Below are 18400 nucleotides of genomic sequence, written 5' to 3' on the forward strand. Positions count from 1 at the left end.
CGATTGCGGCAGGGCTTCTATAATCAGACCTCTTGATAAATAAAGCTTTATGTTCGACCTGAATCCTTAGAAGGTTCCCAAAGGAGTGGTACTCAATTGATCAGTATCAGCCTGTGCATGATCGTCAAAAATGATCAAAATACTATTGGCCGTTGCCTGGAATCGATCCATCCTATTATGGATGAAATCAACATCGTGGACACGGGTTCACAGGATCAGACCATTGACATATGTCGCAACTTTACAGATCGAATTTTTCCATTTGAATGGGTAGATCATTTTGCCCTTGCACGTAACTATTCGTTTGAACAAGCTACGCAGGAATACATTCTCTGGCTGGATGCCGATGATATTTTGAAGGAACAGGACGCCGTCAAGCTGCTTGAGCTGAAGCAAACCCTTGATTCCTCAGCCACACCAATCGTGGATTCCGTGTCTATGAATTATCATTATGCCTTTGATGATCACGGCAATGTCACCCTACATTTTCGTCGAAACCGCTTAGTTAGAAGGTCAGCCGGGTTCCGTTGGCACGGAGCCGTGCATGAGTACCTCGCCGTAAACGGGAATATTCAACATGCCGATATCGCCATAACTCACACTAGAACACACACGGTCTCTCCAGGACGAAACCTGCGAATCTATGAGAAATTGCTCGCCCAAGGTCATGCCTTCTCTCCTCGTGACCTCTACTATTACGCTAACGAGTTAAGAGACAATAAAAGATATGAGCAGGCTGTGCAGGGTTACCAGGATTTTCTGGATACTGGACAATGCTGGGCAGAGGACGCGATTAGTGCATGTAGCAAAATGGCTGATTGTCTACAACAGCTTGGCAAGCTGGAGCAAAGCATTACGGCGGCTCTCCATAGTTTGACCTTCGATACGCCCAGGGCTGATCTGTGCTGTCGGATGGGTCATTATTTTTTGCATAAAAATGAGATCTCCAAAGCTATTTACTGGTACGACATGGCTACCACTCTGAATCCTCCCGACACGATGGGCCCGGTACAAGACGCGTACCAAACGTGGTTTCCTCATATCCAGCTATGCATTTGCCATTTTCGGATGAAGGATTACACACGTGCGAATTGGCACAACGAGCAAGCTGCCATTTACATTCCCAACGACCCGTACGTCCTGCATAATCGACAGTTCTTCAGCTCAATCCTGAATCCTCCCCAATAAAAATGTCCCCCACACTCACCCCTTAATCTTTAAGTAAGTCAAAGGAGGAGCAAGCGGAATGCAACAATCGAATCGGTACAAAATAGCTGTCTATGCCATTAGCAAAAATGAAGCCCGATTCGCCAAACGCTGGATGCACACCATGCGTGAAGCCGATGTTGTCATTGTAGCGGACACCGGCTCTACAGACGATACTGTTTCCCTGCTACACGAAGCGGGTGCAGAGGTGCATCGTATAGAGGTAACTCCTTGGCGTTTTGACAAAGCTCGCAATGAGTCCCTACGGCTGGTCCCTGATGATATAGATATTTGTGTCTGTACGGATCTGGACGAAGTCTGGGAGGAGGGTTGGCGGTCGCGGCTGGAACGCAACTGGAAGGAAGGAACTACCCGGATGCTATATGCCTTTACACATGGACAGCCTGGGCAAGATACCGTTTATACATGGTTCTGGAAAGAAAAAATACACACTCGTCACGGGTACCGCTGGGTACGCCCAGTTCACGAGGTGCTTGAATATATCGGAGAGGGTAAAGAACGCAACATCCGATCAGACCAGCTCCGCTTGTATCATGATCCCGATCCGCACAAGTCCCGCAGCCAATACCTTCCACTGCTGGAGCAGTCTGTGCGCGAGTTTCCCGAGGATGACCGCAACATGCATTACTTGGGGCGGGAATATATGTATCATGGCCGTTGGGACGAGTGCATTGCTACGCTGCAACAACATCTTGCCATGCCGCAGGCACGCTGGGCAGATGAACGCAGTGCTTCGATGCGCTTTATTTCTAGAGCCTATAAAGCAAGTGAACAATGGCAAGAGGCAACACGTTGGTTATACCGGGCTATTGCGGAAGCACCGTATTTACGTGAACCTTACACGGAAATGGCTCAGCTGGCCTATCATACGCGGAACTGGCCCGCCGTCTATCATATGGTTGAAGAAGCGCTGCAAATTTCTACACGACCGGATACGTACATGCAAGAGGATTTTTGCTGGGACGCCACGCTGTATGATCTTGGTGCCCTCGCTTGCTACGAGTTAGGCCTTTTACACAAAGCATGTGAATTTGCGAAAGAAGCAACAGAACGCTCCCCGGAAGATTCTCGCCTCAGTCATAATTATGCGCTAATTCAATCCAGGCTTCCATAGAAACCCACACCCCGTCCTGTTGGTTGAATAACTTGGTATTAGAGCTTGTGGTTGGCAAAGGAGGTTATTGAGATCAAAGTTCTATTTACTTTTTATATACCCAGCGGCGGCGTAGAAACCTTGAATCGCCAGCGTTGTAAAGCGCTCATTCAGGACGGGATCGAATGTCATCTTCTCTATTATCAGCAGGGTACAGGGATGCAGAACCTGCACGGCGATATTCCAGTGTTCACGACTTCCTCTGAAGAAGAAATTCGAAAGCTGGTGGAGACTCATCGCTACGATGCAATTATCGTCTCTTCGGACTACCCTATGCTCCCCAGATTGCGAATGTTGGGCTATCAGGGGATATTGATCTATGAATCGCAGGGCTTTGGCCCTCACGAAGAAGCGGCTTGGGTTGTTGCAGATGCAGTTCCGTATCTTCAAAATTACGCCGATGCAGTGCTCCTACCAGATACGACTCATTTAGTGAATCTTTTCTCCACCATGTGTCCATGGCTTAATCGCTATGTGTTTCCAAACGTGCTGGATACCAGCGTATTTAATTATGTACCTAACACTCCTCCAGCTAATCCGGTTATTGCCTGGGTTGGACGGCTAGAGCCCAACAAGAACTGGAGGCATTTTGTCGATATTTCTTACTGGATGCTGCAAAACCGTGCGGATCTTCGAATCTGGATGTTTTATGATGAAACATTGTCACAGCCGGAGGATAAAATACAATTCGAAAAAATGCTTACTCAGCTTGGCATGTCCTCCATTATCGAACGTTTTAAAAGCGTACCTCATGCCAATATGCCCCTGTATTACTCCATGATTGGCGACTCAGGCGGCTACTTGCTATCGACCTCATTGGTGGAGGGATTCGGCTATGCAGTTGCTGAGGCGATGGCCTGTCGTTGCCCGGTATTAAGCTCTGATTCAGACGGAGTACGAGCATTCATTGACCACAACGAAACCGGTAAATTTTATCAGCAGGGAGACATCTTGCAGGCGATACTGCAAGGACTAGACCTGATGAACAACGTACCTCAACGCGAATCTATTCGCAAGAAAGGACTGGCGCGAATCGTTAACCTGTTGGCACCGGATAAATATGTGCGTTCCTTCAGACAGATGATGAACACGCTAGGTGTGAGGTAATTAAAAAAATAGCTGACGACAACCCTTTTTATATACGGGGCATCGTCAGCTTTATCTTGCCTTTTTTATTATTGAATATTGGAATCTACCTGATCTTCCATATTGGACATTTCCAATTTCTCGTCATTCGTTGAAATCTTCCTCTGTTAAATCCATATTTACGCTCGCAGCGGTTCGACTGCCGTCGGCCGCAGCAAAAATCAACTGAGAAGGCATGAAGTACGATGAATCCCCGGCAGCATATACACCAGGTATGGAGGTTCTCCCCGCTTCATCCGTCTTGACCCCGCCCGACTCCGTTCTTTCACAGCCCAAATGTTCTCCAAACGGTGCACTTTGTACAAACTGGGGAGTCACGAAGCCGCCGATCCTCGGGACTTGAGTGCCATCCGTAAAGCGCACGTGCTCAAGCTTTCCATTGTGACCGATGAACGCCGCAACAGGTTGCTCTATTACTACTATCCCCTTGGATTGAAGCCGTTCTTTTTGCTCGTCCGACAGGGATGCATGACCGTTCGTACAGACGATCAAATCCTTGCTCCAATTAAGGAGTAGTTTGGCTGTATGAAATATAGCCGCCGATTCAGAGACGAGGACCAGCGGTTGATCCCGCAGCTCCCAGCCGTCGCAATAAGGGCAATTAAACAAACTTTTCCCGTATAACGGATAAAAACCTTCGATCTCAGGGAATATCTCCTTTACGCCCGTCGCTAATATCAATTTTCGCGCTTGAACGCGGAGGCCTGACGAATCAAGCACCTCAAATCCGGATACGTTTTTCATAATCGAAACAACCTCGGTTTGCAGATGATGGACAGACGGATAACGCAGCACTTCCTCATAAGCTACACGGCGGAACTCGGCTGGCGTTACGCCGTCTCTTGTAATAAAACCATGCGACGCATGCGTAACCGCATTTCTGGGCCGATTATTATCAATCAAGGCCACACTTCTCCTTGCCCTGCCCAGCACGAGGGCTGCATTCAACCCAGCAGGCCCTCCGCCAATAATAGCGCAATCGTATAGCATAACACCCAACTCCTTTTAAAAGATATTAAAGACTCTTTATGTCTTCGATATAACCAAAAAAACACCGTTTTACATAACTGGCAACCACCCTCTTTCTATATAAAATCGCTCACTTTACACTTGTGCTTGCTTTTGCGCCAAATCGACCAATTTCGTATTTTTTAGATGTCGTTCCATTTTCTCCTCTGCTTCCCTCATTACAGCTTGAATCAGGCACTCAGAACCGTGGACGAAATCACATTCAAACAAAGAATTCGTACCTTCAATGGCATGGATAATATCCAAAAAGGTAATGTCATCTTTATGACGGGATAGGCGATAGCCTCCATTGGCTCCAGAAACGGATTCGATCATTCCAGCCTTCACAAGCCTCGTCAAAATTTTTGAAAGATAAGTTGGTGAAACATTTTGGGATTCAGCCAGTTGCTGAACACCTACCGGCTTAACCGACGAATCAGTAACGAGCATGAGCATAGTGTGCAGAGCATAATTCGTTGCTTTTGTAAATTTCATAACTACACCTCAATCAAAGACTTATTGTATCTACTATATCGCCGAATCTGCGAGTGTGTCAAGATCATCTAGGATTCACGCTGTTGTCAACCCTTCTTTTGGTTACGCTCTAACCGTTGTATACTGTTCATCAGAAACAGCTAAGAAAGGGGGCTCGTTGTGCGTATTTTTGATATTCTTCGTATATTGGTTGCTGAACAGATGGTCAAAGGAGAACACTTGGCAAATGCATTGAAGGTATCTTCTCGAACGATACGAACGGATTTAAAGGAATTGGGTGCGCTGTTGTCAAAGCATGGAGCAGCAGTTAAACCCCTTAAAGGAACAGGCTACAAGTTAGAGATTCGGGACGAACAAGCATTTCATCATCTGCTGAAGCAATTAAAGGATGATGAAAATAATGGGCCCTATCCATTAGCGAGTTCTTCTGAAGCTAGAAATCGTTTTTTAATGAAAAAGCTATTGCTTACCAATGCATATGTCAAACTTGATGATTTAGCCGAGATCCTGTATGTTAGTCGATCCACTTTACAGAATGACCTCAAAGAACTGCGCAAGCTGCTGGCAACTTACGGACTATCTCTGGAGAATAAACCCTATCATGGTATTCGAGTCAAAGGGAATGAGGCCAAGCTGCGTTATTGCATTTCCGACTATATATTCAGTAGGACAGATGAAATAGGCGAGCAGCAGATGTCCCACCCTCCTCTGATCTCTAACGAAGAGATGGAATTCATAAGAGAAGTGATTCTGGATCGTATTGAGATCCATGATATTCAGTTATCGGACATTGCCCTGAACAATCTGGTCATTCATATTGCTATAGCATGTAAGCGAATTCGTGAAGAAAGGTATGTGTCGTATTATCCGCAAGAGATGAAAAAAATCGAAGCGCAAAAAGAGTTTAGGGTGGCGACTGAGATCGTATCCGCCTTGGAACAAAACATGAAGCCCTCCTTTCCACTTGTTGAAGTTGCGTACATTGCTGTTCACCTGTTGGGTGTAAGGACCGTCGTTAGTGTCCGTATGGATGAGATGGAGATTAAAAAGATCATTGATAAAGATATCTACGAACTGACTATCGAAATACTAGACCAAATTGATCAGCAGTTGAAGATGAACATTCATAACGATCAAGAATTGCTGATTGCATTTTGCCTTCACCTCAAACCAGTGATCAACCGTTATCAATACGGAATGAATTTGCGTAATCCTATGCTGGATGAAATCAAAGCCAATTACCCGCTTGCCTTTGAAGCAGGTATCATTGCTGCGGAGGTCATCAAGCAGCGGCTTCATATACACATCGAGGAAAATGAAATTGGATATTTAGCCATTCATATCGGAGTCGCGATGGAAAGAAAGAAAATGGAGGGCGCACCCAAAAGATGTATGATCGTATGTGCTTCTGGACTCGGCAGTGCTAAGCTGCTGTATTACAAGCTTCAATCGGTCTTCGGTTCCAGGTTGGATATCGTGGGAACCACTGAACTTTATAAGCTGAAACAAATGCCGTTGGATACACTGGACTTTGTCATTAGCACGATCCCCATTTCAGAACCGCTTTCTATCCCCATGATCCATGTGAATACATTTTTGGGCAGTTCCGATATTACGAAAATTGAGCAAGCCATTTCTGAAGCCAGACTTCCTGCTGTGCAGTATGTACGAAAAAAATTGGTCTTCCTTCAGCAGAAGTTTGAGAACAAACTCCAAGTGCTTAAATTTATAGCCGGAAAAATACACGAAGCAGATCTTATAAAAGGCCCCCTGCTGCAATCGGTGATAGAGCGTGAAGCCGTTTCCCCCACTTCATTTGGCAACTTGGTCGCGATCCCGCATCCGATGGAACCTTTCGCAGATTCTACGTTCTGGGCCATCTGTACATTACAAAAAGCAATCGATTGGGATGGTAAGCCGGTACAGTTTATTTGTATGCTCTGTGTACAGCGCACCAAATCAGAAGATTTACAGACTATGTATCATATTTTGCTTGAAATTTTAAATAATGAACAGCTCGTCCAGCAGCTTATTCGCTGCAAAACGTATACAGAATTCATAGAAGTGTTGCATAAAAATAGTTGAACATAAGGAGTATGAAGAACGATTGATTTCCGTTAAGAAGAGGAAATAATGTGTGTTATGTTGAAAGCGATTCCAAATTATAATAGCCATACGAACGAGATGATTGAAAGGAGAGAGGATCACGTGAATCATGATGAATCTACAGAACACGACGTGAACATGGAGGACATGGATGATACAGAGATTGTATTCCAAATTATATTATACGCAGGGAATGCACGCAGCTCCGCCATGGAGGCGATTGAGCTTGCAAAGGCGGGGAAATTTCGTGAAGCCAAAGAAGAATTAGCCTCAGCAAAAAAAGAACTGGTGTCCTCCCACAAGATTCAAACCAGAATCATCCGTAAGGAAGCAGCGGGTGAAAAAACAGAGATGTCTGTCATGATGGTACATGCTCAAGATCATTTGATGAATGCACTCACCATTCGCGATATGGCCTCAGAGTTTGTAGACCTGTATGAACGCATGGATCAATTCGTACCGAAATCGTAGAGGGAGGGACGCTATCCCATGGCATTCAAAGACAAACTGGTTGACGGCCTCACATCGGTAGCAAATGCAATCAACAATTTTAAATATATTATAGCGATCAAATCAGCTTTTATCACATTGATGCCCGTTATTATTGTCGGTGCCTTTGCTGTACTGATTTCCAATATGGTCATGGACCCAGTCAATGGTTTGGCCCATTTTAGGCCATTCTCATTCCTGGCTGAGTACAAACCGATTTTCTCAGGCATTAACTATGCCAGCTTGAATATCCTTACCATTCTGGCTGTTTTCATGATTGGTCTGGAGCTAGGAAAAATTAATGGTGAGAAAAATCTTTTCCCCGGTTTGCTTGCTTTAATCTGTTTTATCTCTGTGACACCAACCACGATAGAGTTGATGGTTAACGGTGACATGCAAAAAGTAACAGACGTCATAGCCCGTCAATTTACGGATACCAAGAGCTTGTTTTTAGGGATTTTCATAAGCATCCTGTCCGTCGAGCTATACAGCAAACTGGGTAAGTCCGACAAGCTAAAAATCAAAATGCCTGAAAGTGTTCCCAGCAATGTGGCCGTTTCATTCTCCGCACTCATTCCTACCATTATTACGGTGACTGTCTTCTCCATGTTTGGATTCTTTTTTCATAAGTTTACGGGACTCTATCTGTACGATGCTGTCTATAATGTGGTGCAAAAACCTCTGGAGGCCGTAGTACAGGGACTGCCAGGTATACTGGTGCTGATGCTGGTTGCGCAAATCTTCTGGGTGATCGGTATTCACGGAAACCAAATGGTAAAGCCCATTCGTGAACCCCTGCTGCTTGGCGCGATTACTGTCAACATGACTGCTTATGAGCAAGGACTGCCCATTCCGAACATTATTACGATGCCTTTCTGGGACGTATACATGAGTATTGGTGGTTCAGGGATTACGCTGGCCCTCTTGATTTGTATTATGATCGCTTCCAAGCGTGAAGATATGAAGGAAATAACAAAGCTTTCGCTCGGCCCAGGTCTGTTTAATATTAATGAGCCTGTCATTTTCGGACTTCCGATTATGTTGAATCCATTGATGGCTATCCCTTTCATTATTACTCCGCTCATCACAGGAACGATTGGTTACTTCTCGACATTACTTGGATTTGCAGGTAAAGCCGTCGTCATGGTTCCATGGACTACTCCGCCTATTATTAATGCCTACCTGTCTACAGGTGGAAGCATTGGAGCCGTCGTCACTCAGATCGTTTGCATTGTGGTAGCGATTATCATTTATTTCCCGTTCGTCAAAATTGCCAACAAGCGAACGACTGAATAATGCGCTACTATAGAAATACACTAATTAATTGAAAACGCATTCTTTATACAATGAAAAGGAGAAACATGTCATGGCTAAACATACGATACAAATTCCATCGAATTTCATCATGGGTGCAGCGGCTTCCGCCTGGCAGACAGAGGGATGGAGCGGTAAAAAAGAAGGTCAGGACTCATTCCTGGACCAATGGTACAAAAATGACCGCTATGTCTGGCACAATGGATATGGACCCGCGGTTGCAACCGACTTTTATAATCGCTATACCGAAGATATTGCGCTGATGAAGCAGATTGGCTTAACCCATTATCGTACTTCTATTAATTGGTCCCGCTTCTTAACGGATTATGAGAATGTAGTGGTGGATGAAACGTATGCGGATTATATGGACCGGGTCATTGATGAGCTGATTGCGAGTGGAGTCGAGCCGATGATTTGTCTGGAACACTATGAGGTCCCTGCCTATCTGCTGGATAAATATGAGGGCTGGTCTTCCAAGCATGTAGTGGAGTTATTTGTAAAATATGCGGAAAAAGTGTTTGAACGGTACGGCGATCGGGTCAAGCACTGGTTTACGTTTAATGAGCCCATTGTTGTACAGACTCGCGTCTATCTGGATGCCCTTCGCTATCCCTATGAACAAAATACGCGGAAGTGGATGCAATGGAACTATAACAAAACGCTGGCTACCGCAAAGTGCGTACAGCTTTTCAAAGCAAAAAACTATAGTCAGCACGGGGCTAAAATAGGCGTTATTCTGAATCCTGAAGTCACTTATGCCCGATCAAGCGCCCCTCATGACCAGTATGCGGCACATGTGTATGATTTATTTTACAATCGAGTATTTCTGGACCCGCTTATTAAAGGCGAATACCCGCAAGAATTGTTCGATCTCATGGGCAAGCATGATATTGCATTTGAAGCTACAACGGAAGAACTGACCGTAATTAAGGAAAATACCGTTGACTACGTCGGAATCAATCTCTATTATCCCCATCGGGTCAAAGCGCAGAGTAAAGCGTGGAACGAAAACACCCCCTTCCACCCCTCTTACTACTATGAGCATTTTGATCTTCCGGGTAAAAGAATGAACAAGTCACGGGGCTGGGAAATTTATCCTAAAATCATTTACGATATGGGAATGCGCATTAAGAACGAATATCACAATATCGAGTGGTTTGTCGCAGAAAATGGTATGGGCATTGAGAATGAAGTTGCTTTCAAAAATGAGGAACACATTATTCAGGACGACTATCGTATTGACTTTATAACTGAGCATTTATACTACACATTACAAGCTGTAGAAGCAGGCTCCAACTGTACAGGTTATATGCTGTGGGCCTTTACAGACAACGTTTCTCCCATGAATGCTTTTAAAAATCGCTACGGACTGGTGGAAATTAACCTAGACAATGATCGAAGTCGGCATTTGAAGAAATCCGGCTACTGGTATCAAGCCGCTATCAAGGAACGCTCGTTTGTTGCTGATCTGGATGAAGAGTATAAGTAGTTAAAAATGAATTTCTGGAGGCGCTCAACGATGAAAAAAATTATTCTGGCATGTGCTGCAGGTATGTCCACATCTATTTTGGTTTCTAAAATGAAAAAAGAAGCAGCAGCAAGATCCATAGAGCTGAACATCGAAGCCATCCCCGAAAGCACCATTAAGGAAGAACTGGAAGGTATTACAGATTCTGTGATTGCTATTTTGCTCGGACCTCAAGTACGGATGCGTAAAAAGGCAGTCACCGAAATTGCTGCTCCCTATAGCATTCCTGTAGATGTCATTGACACGTTGGCTTATGGTAGAGGAAACGGTGCAGCTGTCCTAGATCAAGCCTTGAAGCTGGCTGGCGAGAACATCTAATTGCTATTCAAATGAAAAAGAGGCTGAGAATTCCCTCAGTCTCTTTCTTGAGTTGCGCGCTCTTTATCACGACATATCTTCTTTGCCTGAGCCCATACTACTCACATACGTTTCCTGTAAACCGGCAGAAATGCCATATAGCGGTTCCCAACGAAGCCAATGTCTGGCGACTGCGTTACTAAGACAGCTATGGTGAATGTCTCCAGCTCGCGCTGGTGAATACACAGGGCGGACAGACGAACCATGCAGCTTCAGTAAATCGTAGGCCAGTCGATTGATGGACGTCGTTCGTCCCGTACTTACATGTACTGTGCGTTGGTCCGCTGCATGGATAGCCGCCATATTCGCTCGGACTACATCCTTGACGTACACAAAGTCACGAGTTTGTGTCCCATCACCGTGAATGAGCAAGGGGCTTCCTTTTTTCAGCCGCTCCATAAAAAGAGCGACAACACCACCCTCTCCCTTCGCGGCCTGACCGGGACCGTACACATTTCCATAACGCAAAATCGTGTAGTTCAACCCGTACAGCCGATAAAAAAGTCGAATATACGATTCTGCGGTCAGCTTGGACAGTCCGTAGCCTGAAATGGGCTCCACGGGATCGTCTTCCTGTATACATTGCTTTTGCAGCTCTCCGTATACGCCAGATGTGGAAGCAAATATGAATTTTGACACACCGGCTTCATGACAAGCCTGCAACAAATGAATCGTCCCCAGCACGTTCACATCCGCGTCCTCATCGGGTTGATGGATGGATTGCTGCACATCAGCCTGTGCGGCCAAGTGAAACACAATATCCGGGCTTTCCCGAATCAGCAACGTCCTAGCTTCAGAGCTGCGAATATCCGCAATATGCATGACCGCGCGCGGGTCCACATTTGCCATATTTCCGGTCGTCAGATTATCCAGCACATGTACTCTGATGTCCGAATCAGCAAGCGCACGTACCAGCTGAGAACCAATAAATCCAGCTCCCCCGGTGACCAAAGCCTTCACTAGCTCACCCTCCTTTTGAACCGAAGCATATGACTTCCCTTCGCATCATGTTATGCGACTCCCTATAGCTTGGCGCAGGCACACGCACAGTCCGAAGACAATCTATAATGTGTCTCTAGAATCTCAGCACCTCAGACATACAGTCTCACATTTTCCAGCATATAACGCCACATCCCATCCTGACCGTTCCATATATCCTCAGGCGGCAGCTCCACTGAAACCAGCCGCTCCAATCCCCAATCCAGCTCCGTCACACCATCAGTCCCTGTATAATCCACGTATAACAAGCGAAAATCATGTGTAATCCTCTGCAATAACACATCATGTAGTTCCACCGCTTGCTCCCGACTGCCCCCGAGACGAATCAGTAGCAGACGGGACGCAAGCGTGAATTGATCCAGTAGACGTGCGATGCGGCGATCAAGCGTCGTTTTGAATGCAGGATAGGAAGTCAGCTGCTCCGATGTATTCTCGCTAACCGGAAAATGGTGTGCCGCCGTAATCTCATAGTTTGCATCCTCGACCATGAAGTTATGCTCGCCGTAATCGTGCCCCGTGACACGCAGACTATCAACATCCATAAAACCGGCAAAACGGGCGTCCAGCAAGCGACTGATCTGTGACAAGTTACCGGAAATCATCCAGTCCAGCGGACCCGCATAGGGACGCAGTCCGTTTTTATCCAGCTGAATGGAAGGCAAGCAATGTCCACCCAGACTGAATACAGCATCATAATCCCCCTGCAACCGTTCAAGCACGACGCCCTCCCCTTTCCGAAGACAAGGTCATCCCTTTAAAAAGAGTACGCCAATGCGGATCACTCTTGTAATTCCATACATCGGCAAAAGGCATTTCCACCGCGCATACATGCGGAAGCTGCCAATCCACCTCCGTCAACTCCGTTACGCCGGAACAATTCACTACCAACAAACAAAATTCATTCGCTACCATGCCTGACAAAATACGTTCCAGTTCCTCTACTTCTTCATAGGTTCCCAGCATACGGACGAACAAGCTGCGCTTCGCCATCTGTGTTTTTGCAAAAAAACGTTCAATACGACGGTCTATCTTTTCCTTGAACTCGGGATAGGTCACCAGATCTGAGGACGTATTGCGCTCCTGCGGAAAATCATGTACCGAGATCACATTATAAGCGATATCTCTGACCATATAATTCAGTTGGCTCGTACCAACGACACTCAAATTGGGCAATTCCATAAATCCGGCAAACCGATTTTCAAGCAAGCGGTTCACATCGGACAGCGTGTCAGACATCATCCAATCCAGTACCCCGGCAAACGGCCGCAAACGGTTCTTTTCCAATTGAATGGCAGGTGTACAGTTTTGCCCCAGACTGAAGACCGCTTCATATTCCCCTGCCAGCTGTGCGAGTCTCATAGCCGTGCCTCCTTTTTTAATACGACCCTTCTCTCAGTTCCTACTCTATCCTTCTTCTGTAGTCGAAAAAGGGACTTCAGGCCGTAGTTTGTTCCACTCTACATTACATGCACAGCACGGCGAAAAGGGTTGGACACCGATACGATTTTTGTCAAAGAGGCGTACAACTATCCAGTCCAAACCCGTCTATTTTTCATATCATGTTAAGGCTGGTAACCTAACGGAATTCAAGGAGGCATCATCATATGTCCGTGTTTCTTTTAACCGTCGACCACCATTTCGCTTACCCCAGCGCCCATATACAAAGCTGCCATATGACCTTATTCAATCGTGAAAAGAGAGCCGTCGATGTGTTGCTGGAAATGGGAAATGACAGTGGTGTTTTCCGTCGGCAGCTCCTTCGATTGAGCCCTTCTCCCGAAGCTGGCTCCGTGCTAGAACTCAAGGATATGGAGGCAGCCCAAAATCCGTTTTATCTGCGAGTGATCACGAATATTTACAATCCAGAAACGCTGTTTATCCTGGCTGAATTTTTGGAAAATGGGAACGTTGTCGCTAAGCGTACAGCCAGTCATTTTACCGTGACACCCTAATGAACGGGCAGAGGAGGAAGAAGGTATGTTGAAATATTCAGTTCAAAACAAAGCTGAGCCAGGCACATATGCACTGCCTTTTCAGGTCACCGAACAGGAGAGCGTGCTCTCTACATTGATCATTCCTGCAAGTGAAGCTGAAGGACGTATTGTCATTGAAGTCTCTTTGGCATGGGAAAATCCGCTGCTCAACTGGGATATCGGGGAGCTGGATATTCGATTGCGTCGCAACGATGAGCGGGGACCTATGCTGGACTGGTTGCAGGATTCCTGTTATCAGGAGGGATTTGCCGAGTTAATCTATGAGGAAACGGGAACACAGGGAGAGCCTTATGTATACTGCCTGACCGTACAATCAGCCGACCGCCGTGCTGTTGTTACAGGACCACTCATGGTTCGAGGCTCTGTGTATGTAGATTCGATGGACGAAAACCCGGATGGACAATGAGCTGAAATAACTAAAGGCAGGTGGGAGTTTTAAGCCCAACCTGCCTTTTATAGGGTCTGTATTCTCATGGCGCGGATTGCTTCAGACATTCTAAAATGTCAGCGTCCGGCAGCGTATAATCTTCTGGCAACGAAGTGTTAATTCGGTTCCATATTGCGTAATCGACCTTCAAATCCGGGTGTGACTGCTGGATTTCAAAAATACGGTTGTACAAGTCTCCAACGACAGGAAAAGTCATGCTCTCCCTCCTAACTATTGAATCAACGTATTCAACGTACTTGATTCAGCGCTTGCCCATAAATATTCACGAGTCGTTCAATCATAACATCCAGAGACCAATGCGCGATCCCCCATGCTTTGGCACGATTTCCCATGACTATCCGCACTTTATCCTGAGCCAGCAAATGCTGCAAATGAGCTGCCAGTGCCTCCACATCGCCAACCGGGGAGACCAGTCCGGTGTATTCATGCTTCACCATTTCCGGCAGTCCGCCTGCATCCGATACCACTGCCGGAAGCCCCATAATCTGCGCCTCCATGACCGAAAACGGCTGATTGTCCTGTATGCTTGGATGAACAAAAAGGTCCGCCAGTTGTAAAAGAGCAGGTACATCTTCACGATGCCCCAGAAAAACCACGTCTTCTTCCAGCCCTAGCTCCTTCGCCTGTGTTTGAAGCTCTTCCCTTTTATCTCCCTCCCCGACAATCCAGCAAACCCAATCCGTACGACTTGCTTTCAGCAAGCCAAGAGCACTCATTAAATAATGCAGTCCTTTGATATAGACCAGCCGTGAAGGACAAATGATAACTTTTTTCCCCTCAGGTCGTATCATGTCCGTTCCCCGGGCGTGGACTTCCCAGAAGTGCTCGGTATCCAATCCGTATTGGAAAGTAGCAATCTGCTGCTCAGGCACTTCGAACTCACGCACAAGCGTCTGTTTCATCCATTCTGTAGACGTAATGGTAATATCCGCGGATAGAGCGCCATAGTGCTCTAGCGCCCAATAATACTTCCACATCAGCGTCTCACGGTAACCCTCCTCATGATCCCGCTCCAAAGCCATCATAACTTCACGAGCCAGCGAGCCATGAATATTCGCTACCAACGCGCTATCTTTGCGTTTGACCCGACTTAGCGCACGCGTCGCAATGACATCTTGCGTGTGAATCACATCATACTGCTCGACCCCGAAATACGCCGCTGCCAGCTCCATACAGTATCGATCCTTTTCCACCGTCTGCACCCATGAATCCAAATGTAATACAGGGACAGCCGATTCATTCAGCTTCGTATCCAGCAGGGGCAGCAGTTGATCCTTCAGTAGCTCCCTATCTTCAAAAACAATATGGTATTTAGGTGTATCCGGTCCGTTCCCCATCAAGTCTACCGTGTGGCCCAGTAGCTCCAGTCTCCGTTTAATTTGCATCATAAAGGGCCATACGCCACCCAAATGAGGAATCGGCCAGTACGTAGCCAACAAAATTTTCAAAACAGCCTCACCTCCTCTGTCTCGTACGCTGAGCTACATTCCGTTGCTTCCGTAAATTTGCTGGAAACCCGATAACGCATCTGTCCAGACCGCAAAAAAACCATTATTCGGCACGATCGTTACATCAATAAAATTACCGATTGTAACGACTGGAACCGGACTAATCCCGTTAGGATTAAAGGAGCTGTCTGTTACTCTGAGGTTCGTAAATGTACTTCCTCCGTCCGTTGATTCGGCCACAAATACGTCTAATAAAGAGGTCGTTATTTGATTGGTATAATATACGATCTTGATCACGCCGGTCACAGGCGAAACATCAATAGCCGGGAAAAAATGCTGTGCCCCTGCACTGGCCCCTGTCACCGATTGCGGTGCAGTCCAGCTTAATCCACCATTCACCGACCTGGCAAGCAGCACATCCGCATACCCTGCCCGATTATCCTGCCAGACCGCATAAAGTGTTCCCTGATTCGGGCTCGTAGAGCGATCCACGGCAATGTTAGCTGCCGGCAGCACATTGAAACCAAAGCCGGCCACGGGCAACGGACTCGGAACCGGGACCACAGAAGATACAGGTAGCGAGGAACTAAATGCTGTCCCTCCATTGAAGGACACAATGACCTGATATTGGTTAACCGGATTTGTGACAATGTACCCGACATAAATCACCCCTGTAATGCTCACAGTGATTTCCCCCCGCGTAATCTGATTGGAGCCAGCGGTGAGCACCACGGGTGTCCCCCATGTGATCCCTCCATCCTGCGAACGTTGGAAGAACATGACTGATCCGCCGAAAAAGTCAGGATTGTACTGATGCGTATAACATAAATAGATATTTCCGGTATAGGAGCTGACCTGAGAAGTATCGAATTTCACGCTGACCTCAACATTATTGACAAATGTCCCATACCCTCGCTGGGCAATCACAGGCGGATCAAATGTATTGCCGTTGTCTCTCGACACATAAGTGGCGATGGTACCGCTCAAACCGTCTGCGGTAAATACGTGACAGGCTATGACAAACAAGTTGGGAAAACCGTAGCTGACGCTATGGGATTCCGCCCCTACATAGCCGGCTGGTAGCGGTAAAATCTGCTGTGTGAAAGAGGCACCGCCGTTACCTGAACGGTATACCGCCGTCAACGGCGGTCCTGTCGTAAAATCGATAGCCGCAGACACAATGGTACCGTCGAGCAGGTTGAAAGCTACACTCGGCTCCTGGGCCAGCCTTCCGTTAGGCGTAAGCTGTACGTTCGGCATCAGGCTCCACCTCCTGGCACACCGGCAAATATCGTCAAACTGCCTGTGCGCGTATCTGTCCAGACGGAAATATAGCTGTTCGGCGGTACATTGGCGACATCAATATAATCGCCGATCAGCTCTGATTCGCCTCCACCGACATTCGGGTTAAAGGAGGTCGTCGTGAGACGACTGTTCGTAAAGGTGTTACCTCCATCGGACGACTCTGCGGCGAACACATCCAGATTAAAGCCGTCCACGCGATTGGTATAGTACACGACAACGACCAGTCCCGTCTTGGGCGACACTGAAATTGCAGGGAAAAAATTTTGCGAGCCGGGCGGGCTGTCTGTCACAATGACCGGAGCACTCCAGGTACCGCCAAAATCGCTTGATTTGGACAACAAAATATTGCTGTATCCCTGACCAAAGTCCTGCCACACGGCATATAGCGTATTTGTTGTGGAAGGCACACCCGAGCAGTCCGCGGCCAAGCTGGGGAAATTCAATATCCGAAAGTCATAACCAGGAACGGGCAAAGGATTGGGCACAAGCGTTATATTGGATACGAGAATATCCCCGCTGAAGGTTGCCCCGCCATCAAAGGAGCGTCGGATAAAAAAAGCTGGTGTTTGCGGTCCCGTACGAATCCAACTGACATATACGCTTCCATATTTGTCGACCGCAGGCTCAGGCCGCTCCGTTGAGGATTGGATATTGGAGAGCATTAACGGTCGGTCCCAAGTTAGTCCTCCATCGGTGGAACGCTGGTAGAAGGCCGCAGATTGAGCATTAAAATCCACATTATATTGGCGGTTATACGTGACATAGACGTGCCCGAGATAGGGACTTGCCCCCGCATTATCCGTCGTAATATTAGTCCAGTCATTATTAATGTAATCTCCATAGCCCGGGTTAATGACCACGGGAGGAGCAAAAGAGGCTCCATCGTCCGTAGAGCGATAGATCACGATAGCCCCGTTTTCATTGCCCGGAAATACATGCGCGGATACGATAAAAATATTGGGGAACAGATAGGCTACCATTCCTGCCTCGGCTCCTGTATAACCCGGCGGAATCGGCAATAAAGTATCCGTCCAGTTCGCTCCGGCATCCAATGAGCGATACAGTCCAATCAAGGGAGGCCCACTGCTAAAATCAACAGCTACAGCTATAACAATATTCGGATTCAGTAAATTAACAGCAACACTAGGCTCAAATTTGGGCAGGCCGCTGGGTGTCACCTGAAAATTCAAAGGCATCGCGAGCATTCCCTTCATTATATAAATAGATACGCCTGAAGTATTTCTATCAAAATGTACTTTTTTCAGCACAGCCTAGAGACAACCATACAAGCTTTCTTTTCAATAGATTCATAGTATAAAAGCATCCCTTCAAGGGTTATCCAATATTCTGTTTTTTTGAGAGGATGATTCGATTGGCTTTTAC

Annotated in this window: 19 protein-coding genes; 10 read left to right on the forward strand and 9 right to left on the reverse strand. The window is 46.7% G+C overall.

The genetic code is table 11. The annotated features are described in order from the left end of the window. The first annotated feature begins 96 nt into the window (after positions 1-96). The 3 genes from ACYCS5_RS08905 to ACYCS5_RS08915 are packed head-to-tail and all read left to right on the forward strand — an operon-like array spanning position 97 to position 3487. Entirely contained in the window at positions 97-1188 is a 1092-nt protein-coding gene (locus ACYCS5_RS08905; protein WP_459760948.1) for a glycosyltransferase family 2 protein, read from the forward strand. A gap of 58 nt (positions 1189-1246) precedes the next feature. Beyond that, the gene (locus tag ACYCS5_RS08910) at positions 1247-2341 is read left to right on the forward strand and encodes a tetratricopeptide repeat-containing glycosyltransferase (RefSeq protein ID WP_069012658.1); all 1095 of its coding nucleotides are present in this window, start codon (positions 1247-1249) and stop codon (positions 2339-2341) included. Between the two features lie 51 nt (positions 2342-2392). Beyond that, positions 2393-3487, forward strand: a complete 1095-nt coding sequence (locus ACYCS5_RS08915; RefSeq protein WP_039272645.1) for a glycosyltransferase family 4 protein — start codon at positions 2393-2395, stop codon at positions 3485-3487. 123 nt (positions 3488-3610) lie between these two features. Here the strand turns inward: ACYCS5_RS08915 and ACYCS5_RS08920 are convergent, their stop codons facing one another. Together ACYCS5_RS08920 and ACYCS5_RS08925 are read right to left on the reverse strand one after the other, a co-directional pair. Beyond that, positions 3611-4516 (reverse strand): NAD(P)/FAD-dependent oxidoreductase, encoded by a 906-nt coding sequence (locus ACYCS5_RS08920; RefSeq protein WP_459760949.1) that lies wholly within the window; start codon positions 4514-4516, stop codon positions 3611-3613. A 114-nt stretch (positions 4517-4630) separates the two neighbouring features. After that, entirely contained in the window at positions 4631-5029 is a 399-nt protein-coding gene (locus ACYCS5_RS08925) for an Rrf2 family transcriptional regulator (protein WP_029518303.1), read from the reverse strand. A gap of 159 nt (positions 5030-5188) precedes the next feature. Here ACYCS5_RS08925 and ACYCS5_RS08930 point away from each other — a divergent pair, with 159 nt between their 5' ends. From ACYCS5_RS08930 to ACYCS5_RS08950, 5 genes are all read left to right on the forward strand, one after another. Next, a complete protein-coding gene (locus ACYCS5_RS08930) occupies positions 5189-7114 on the forward strand; it encodes a BglG family transcription antiterminator (protein ID WP_459760950.1) in 1926 nt (641 codons plus the stop codon). A 123-nt stretch (positions 7115-7237) separates the two neighbouring features. Next, positions 7238-7606, forward strand: coding sequence for a PTS lactose/cellobiose transporter subunit IIA (locus tag ACYCS5_RS08935; RefSeq protein WP_029518301.1), 369 nt, complete (start codon positions 7238-7240; stop codon positions 7604-7606). Between the two features lie 18 nt (positions 7607-7624). Next, complete coding sequence (locus ACYCS5_RS08940) at positions 7625-8920, forward strand: PTS sugar transporter subunit IIC (RefSeq protein ID WP_029518300.1); 1296 nt, start codon at positions 7625-7627, stop codon at positions 8918-8920. Positions 8921-8990: 70 nt separating this feature from the next. Next, entirely contained in the window at positions 8991-10427 is a 1437-nt protein-coding gene (locus tag ACYCS5_RS08945; protein ID WP_165148606.1) for a glycoside hydrolase family 1 protein, read from the forward strand. Between the two features lie 30 nt (positions 10428-10457). Then, a complete protein-coding gene (locus tag ACYCS5_RS08950; protein WP_061830059.1) occupies positions 10458-10784 on the forward strand; it encodes a PTS sugar transporter subunit IIB in 327 nt (108 codons plus the stop codon). A 66-nt stretch (positions 10785-10850) separates the two neighbouring features. Here ACYCS5_RS08950 and ACYCS5_RS08955 read toward each other — a convergent pair whose 3' ends face one another. The 3 genes from ACYCS5_RS08955 to ACYCS5_RS08965 all read right to left on the reverse strand — a co-directional run bounded on the left by ACYCS5_RS08955 (position 10851) and on the right by ACYCS5_RS08965 (position 13181). Then, positions 10851-11783 (reverse strand): NAD-dependent epimerase/dehydratase family protein, encoded by a 933-nt coding sequence (locus ACYCS5_RS08955; RefSeq protein WP_165148603.1) that lies wholly within the window; start codon positions 11781-11783, stop codon positions 10851-10853. A gap of 131 nt (positions 11784-11914) precedes the next feature. After that, positions 11915-12541 carry a DUF1796 family putative cysteine peptidase gene (locus ACYCS5_RS08960; protein WP_165148600.1) on the reverse strand — a complete coding sequence of 209 codons (627 nt, stop codon included), beginning with the start codon at positions 12539-12541 and terminating at the stop codon, positions 11915-11917. Then, positions 12534-13181, reverse strand: a complete 648-nt coding sequence (locus tag ACYCS5_RS08965) for a DUF1796 family putative cysteine peptidase (RefSeq protein ID WP_029518295.1) — start codon at positions 13179-13181, stop codon at positions 12534-12536. The genes ACYCS5_RS08960 and ACYCS5_RS08965 overlap by 8 nt, the downstream gene beginning before the upstream one ends. A gap of 245 nt (positions 13182-13426) precedes the next feature. Between ACYCS5_RS08965 and ACYCS5_RS08970 the strand changes: the two genes are divergently transcribed. Further along, complete coding sequence (locus ACYCS5_RS08970) at positions 13427-13774, forward strand: hypothetical protein (RefSeq protein WP_459760951.1); 348 nt, start codon at positions 13427-13429, stop codon at positions 13772-13774. A gap of 25 nt (positions 13775-13799) precedes the next feature. Next, positions 13800-14222, forward strand: a complete 423-nt coding sequence (locus tag ACYCS5_RS08975; RefSeq protein WP_459760952.1) for a hypothetical protein — start codon at positions 13800-13802, stop codon at positions 14220-14222. 64 nt (positions 14223-14286) lie between these two features. Here the strand turns inward: ACYCS5_RS08975 and ACYCS5_RS08980 are convergent, their stop codons facing one another. Genes ACYCS5_RS08980 through ACYCS5_RS08995 form a run of 4 tightly spaced genes read right to left on the reverse strand, consistent with a single transcriptional unit; the run spans position 14287 to position 18195 of the window. After that, complete coding sequence (locus ACYCS5_RS08980) at positions 14287-14460, reverse strand: hypothetical protein (RefSeq protein WP_165148594.1); 174 nt, start codon at positions 14458-14460, stop codon at positions 14287-14289. A gap of 31 nt (positions 14461-14491) precedes the next feature. Beyond that, entirely contained in the window at positions 14492-15712 is a 1221-nt protein-coding gene (locus tag ACYCS5_RS08985) for a glycosyltransferase family 4 protein (protein WP_459760953.1), read from the reverse strand. A 33-nt stretch (positions 15713-15745) separates the two neighbouring features. Then, entirely contained in the window at positions 15746-16972 is a 1227-nt protein-coding gene (locus ACYCS5_RS08990) for a sialidase family protein (RefSeq protein WP_165148588.1), read from the reverse strand. Beyond that, positions 16972-18195 carry a sialidase family protein gene (locus ACYCS5_RS08995; protein WP_459760954.1) on the reverse strand — a complete coding sequence of 408 codons (1224 nt, stop codon included), beginning with the start codon at positions 18193-18195 and terminating at the stop codon, positions 16972-16974. The genes ACYCS5_RS08990 and ACYCS5_RS08995 overlap by 1 nt, the downstream gene beginning before the upstream one ends. Positions 18196-18400: the final 205 nt, after the last annotated feature.

The sequence above is a fragment of the Paenibacillus sp. SEL3 genome (genome assembly GCF_054602585.1).

Excerpts from the sequence above, each read along its gene's own strand:
- ACYCS5_RS08940 (WP_029518300.1), top strand. The coding sequence starts at position 7,625 with ATGGCATTCAAAGACAAACTGGTTGACGGCCTCACATCGGTAGCAAAT.
- ACYCS5_RS08925 (WP_029518303.1), bottom strand. The coding sequence starts at position 5,029 with ATGAAATTTACAAAAGCAACGAATTATGCTCTGCACACTATGCTCATG.
- ACYCS5_RS08975 (WP_459760952.1), top strand. The coding sequence starts at position 13,800 with ATGTTGAAATATTCAGTTCAAAACAAAGCTGAGCCAGGCACATATGCA.
- ACYCS5_RS08950 (WP_061830059.1), top strand. The coding sequence starts at position 10,458 with ATGAAAAAAATTATTCTGGCATGTGCTGCAGGTATGTCCACATCTATT.
- ACYCS5_RS08990 (WP_165148588.1), bottom strand. The coding sequence starts at position 16,972 with ATGCCGAACGTACAGCTTACGCCTAACGGAAGGCTGGCCCAGGAGCCG.
- ACYCS5_RS08910 (WP_069012658.1), top strand. The coding sequence starts at position 1,247 with ATGCAACAATCGAATCGGTACAAAATAGCTGTCTATGCCATTAGCAAA.
- ACYCS5_RS08970 (WP_459760951.1), top strand. The coding sequence starts at position 13,427 with ATGTCCGTGTTTCTTTTAACCGTCGACCACCATTTCGCTTACCCCAGC.
- ACYCS5_RS08965 (WP_029518295.1), bottom strand. The coding sequence starts at position 13,181 with ATGAGACTCGCACAGCTGGCAGGGGAATATGAAGCGGTCTTCAGTCTG.
- ACYCS5_RS08945 (WP_165148606.1), top strand. The coding sequence starts at position 8,991 with ATGGCTAAACATACGATACAAATTCCATCGAATTTCATCATGGGTGCA.
- ACYCS5_RS08920 (WP_459760949.1), bottom strand. The coding sequence starts at position 4,516 with ATGCTATACGATTGCGCTATTATTGGCGGAGGGCCTGCTGGGTTGAAT.
- ACYCS5_RS08980 (WP_165148594.1), bottom strand. The coding sequence starts at position 14,460 with ATGACTTTTCCTGTCGTTGGAGACTTGTACAACCGTATTTTTGAAATC.